3 protein-coding genes are annotated in these 3,886 nt (G+C 72.9%); 1 reads left to right on the forward strand and 2 read right to left on the reverse strand.

Annotated elements, in window-relative coordinates; translation table 11 throughout:
- Both HG543_RS52175 and HG543_RS52180 read right to left on the reverse strand, forming a co-directional pair.
- A partial coding sequence (locus tag HG543_RS52175) for a CheR family methyltransferase (protein ID WP_169352448.1) occupies positions 1 to 843 on the reverse strand: 843 nt, incomplete at its 3' end.
- The gene (locus HG543_RS52180; RefSeq protein WP_169352449.1) at positions 840 to 1,403 is read right to left on the reverse strand and encodes a chemotaxis protein CheW; all 564 of its coding nucleotides are present in this window, start codon (positions 1,401 to 1,403) and stop codon (positions 840 to 842) included. The genes HG543_RS52175 and HG543_RS52180, both read right to left, overlap by 4 nt.
- A 250-nt stretch (positions 1,404 to 1,653) precedes the next feature.
- On the opposite strand from HG543_RS52180, the gene HG543_RS52185 reads away from it, so the two are divergent.
- A complete protein-coding gene (locus HG543_RS52185; RefSeq protein ID WP_169352450.1) occupies positions 1,654 to 3,687 on the forward strand; it encodes a protein kinase domain-containing protein in 2,034 nt (677 codons plus the stop codon).
- Positions 3,688 to 3,886 lie beyond the last annotated feature (199 nt).

The raw sequence follows: 3,886 nt of genomic DNA on the forward strand, positions 1-3,886 counted from the left end.
CTCCACGGCGCGGGCGGGCGCCGGGGGGGCCGGACGCGTCCAGCCCGGAGGCGGCACGCGCAGCGCCACGCTGCCCTCGGCGTCCACCGTCTCCAGCCCCAGGCCGTTGGTGAGGGGCACCTCCGCGGGCGACACGAAGAGCAGCCCGCCCGGCGCGAGCGCCTCGACGAAGCGGGTCAGCACCGATTGCACCAGCTCCGGCGGGAAGTAGATGAGGACGTTGCGGCAGAAGATGGCGCCCAGGCCGTTGGCGGGCGGCGGCTCCACCGCGAGGTTGTGCCGCCGGAAGTCCACCGCGCGCCGCACCTGGGGCACCACGGAGTACTGCTCGCCCTGCGCCACGAGGAAGCGCTTCTCCAGCTCCGGCTCGATGCGGCGCATCGACCAGGGGCCGTACACGCCCTCGCGCGCCCGCTGCAGCGCGCGGCCGGACACGTCGGTGGCCAGCACGCGGAAGCGCCCCTCGGGCATGCCCGCGGACAGAAGCGCCATGGCGATGCTGTAGGGCTCCTCGCCACTGGCGCAGCCCGCGCTCCACACGTGGAAGAGGGGCCCCGCGTGCGCCATGCCCAGCCGCGCCAGCGTGCGCAGGTGCTCCGGGTGGCGGAAGAAGTACGTCTCGCCGATGACGGCCTGCTCGATGAAGCTCTCCACCGCCGCCGACTCGCGCAGCAGCAGCATCCGCAGGAAGTCACCCGGCTCCACGCCGCTGGCCGCCGCGGCCCGCGTCAGGGCCGTGTCGAGCGAGCGCCGCAGGCTGCGCGCCAGCGTCAGACCGCAGGCCGCCCGGAGCACTTCCTCGACGCGGACGAGCGTCGCATCGTCGAGCACCTCCGCACTCACGACCCCTCCGACCCCACCAGCACCGCCGAGGTGCGAAGCAGCGGGCGCACCCCGTCCGGCGTGCGGCACAGCCCGGCCATCAGCCCGGTGGCGTCCCAGGGCATGGGCGCCGAGCCATCCGGCGTGCCGTCCACCAGCACCGGCGTCTCCACCAGGTCCTTCACGCGGTCCACGAGCACCGCCACCGTGCGCGCGCCCTTGCAGATGACCAGGTGCGCGTCCAGGTCGGGCAGCCGGCGCACGCCGAGCAGCACCGCCAGGTCCACCGCCACCGCGGGGCTGCCCCGGTAGATGAAGGTGCCCGCCACGTGCGGCGGCGCGCCCTGCAGCGGCTCCAGCTCCACGAGCCGGACCACCTCCTGCACCGCGTCCGCCGGCAAGAGCGCGCTGGTGCCCGCCGCCTCCAGCGTGAGGTACATGCCCGGCAGGCGCAGCTCTCCCGCCAGCGAGGCCAGTTCAAGGCGCAGCCGGGCCTGCTCGGCCTCCAGCTGGCTCAGCCGCTCCTGCACCGTAAGGCGGCGCACCTGAGCGTCCACGGGATTGTTGGGGGTGTCGGACATCTTGCGGCCCGCGCGCTTCAACCGTGAAGCGCCGGACACCCTTCACGCTAGTCCGGGGGGGAGAGAAGCGTCAATGCGGGCTCGTCCCTCCATCCGCCCACACCGTCCCAAGGGGTGGGGTGCCGGTGGCTCGCCGACCAGACGTGCAGGAGTGGACGACCCAGGGGTGCGTGACTCCGGGAATTTGTGGTTTGATGCGTAGCCGCCACACTCCTGGAGAATCCATGTTGCTTGCTGTCAGGGGTCACGAATGATCAAGGGCGATGCGTCGAACCCCGAGGCGCCTGCCGGCTCTGGCGCGGATCCGCTGATCGGCCGCACCCTGAATGGTCGCTTCAGCATCCTGGAACCGCTCGGCGTGGGAGGCATGGGCAAGGTCTACCGCGCCCTGCAGACGCCGCTGGAGCGGGTGGTCGCGCTGAAGGTGCTCAACCCCAACTTCCCCAGCAGCAAGGACCCGGGGTTCCAGAAGCGCTTTTTGCGCGAGGCGTCGCTGACGTCCAAGCTGCGCCACCCCAACACCGTCACCGTCATCGACTACGGGCAGACGGACGACGGCATCTACTACATCGCCATGGAGTACCTGGAGGGCCGCACGCTGGCCCAGGTGCTCGGGCAGGTGGGGCCGCTGACGTGGCAGCGCACCGTCTCCGTGGCCCAGCAGATCTGCCGCTCGCTGCGCGAGGCGCACAGCCTGGGCATCGTCCACCGCGACCTGAAGCCGGCCAACATCATGCTCCTCAACGAGCAGGATCAGGACCTGGTGAAGGTGCTGGACTTCGGCCTCGTCAAGTCCGTGGCCGCGCCCCAGGAGGGGCAGATCTCCCCGGAGATCACCCAGAACGGCACCTTCCTCGGCTCGCCGCAGTACATGGCGCCGGAGCAGGCGCGCAACGTCACCGACGCGCGCAGCGACGTGTACAGCCTGGGCGTCGTGATGTTCCAGATGCTGATGGGGCGCCCGCCGTTCATCGCGCGAGACCACATCGAGCTCATCTTCGCCCACTACAAGGAAGCCCCGCCCACCTTCCAGCAGGTGCGCCCGGACATCAACGTGCCGCCGGAAATCGAGGCGGTGGTGCGGCGCTGCCTGGAGAAGGACCCGGCCCGGCGCTTCCAGACGATGGACGAGGTGCTGGAGGGCCTGCGCGAGGCCAGCATGGCCGCGGGCGGCAACAGCGGCATCTTCAAGCGCCCCGGCGGCGCGACGACGACGGGCCCCTACCCCTCCCCGGCGCTGTTCGCCAGCGCGGGCCACGCCAGCGAGGGCGCCAGCGGGGACACGCTGGCGGTGGACATCAGCGTGGAGGTCCCCAAGGCCGTGCAGCGCGCCCGGCAGCGCACGCTGCTGACGGGGGGCCTGGGCGGCCTCGTGGTGGCGGGCCTCATCGTCGGCGCGGTCTTCCTGACGCGTGGCAAGGGTGAGGAGCCCAAGCCCGCGGAGCCGGTGGCGCAGGCCCCCGCGCCGGCCGCGCCCGCCCCCGCGGCGGAGCCGGTGGCGGCGCCCAGCTCGGGCAAGGTGCGCTTCAAGCTGATGAGCCAGCCGAGCGGCGCGCGCGTCTTCTACCGGGGCAAGGAGCGGGGCACCACGCCCTTCACCCTGGAGCTGCCGGCGGGCCAGGACGGCTCCATCACCGTGGAGCTGACCTTCGCGCTGGAGGGCTACCAGATGGAGACCGTCGTCACGGGCGGCTCCGGCGAGGTGGTGCTGTCGCAGAAGCTGCAGAAGCGCCGTGGCGGTGGTGGCGGCAGGAACGTGGAGGTGGCGTCCGTCTCGGGTTCCGACGACGTGGAGCCCGCCGAGCCGGTGGCCACGCCCGGCGGCATGTCCGCGCCGGTGATGCTGGCGCCCACGCCGGCCCAGGCCGCCGAGCCCCCCACCGCGGGCGCGATCGGCGCCACCGCGGCGGCGACGCCGGCCAAGGCGGTGTCCACCGGCCTGCCGGTGCCGGTGCTCCCCACCGCGGCCCTCGCGGCGGCGCGCGGGGACGTGCTGCCCTACAACGACGACATGCCCCGTCCGGAGATGCTCGACCAGACGAAGGACATCGTCTACACGCGCGAGGCCATCGAGGCGAAGGCCCAGGGCGTGTTCATCGCCCGCTGCACCATCACCAGCAAGGGCCGCGTGGAGAAGTGCCGCGTCATCAAGCCCGTGCCCTTCATGGAGAAGCCCGTCATCGAGGCGCTCCAGTCGCGCACGTACAAGCCCGTCATGTACCAGGGCCACGCGGTGAACGTGGACTACACGTTCACCATGCGGCTGGTGTCTCCGCGCCGCTGACGGCCCACCGTCGGACCCGGGCGCTCCATTTCGGGGGCGCCCGGCGTCAGGCGCCGGTGGACGGCACCACGGGCGGCGCGGGAGGCGCGGCCGGGGTGCCGGCGGGCGGCACGCCCCAGCTCACCACCGGCCAGCCCCGCCGCCGGGCCTCGCGCTTGAGGCGGTGGTCCGGGTGCACGGCCACCGGCCGCCCCACCAC

The sequence above is a fragment of the Pyxidicoccus fallax genome (assembly GCF_012933655.1).
GTDB lineage: Bacteria > Myxococcota > Myxococcia > Myxococcales > Myxococcaceae > Myxococcus > Myxococcus fallax.

What these genes read in the sequence shown, in the direction of transcription:
- HG543_RS52180 (WP_169352449.1), bottom strand. Translation starts at nt 1,403, where the DNA reads ATGTCCGACACCCCCAACAATCCCGTGGACGCTCAGGTGCGCCGCCTT.
- HG543_RS52185 (WP_169352450.1), top strand. Translation starts at nt 1,654, where the DNA reads ATGATCAAGGGCGATGCGTCGAACCCCGAGGCGCCTGCCGGCTCTGGC.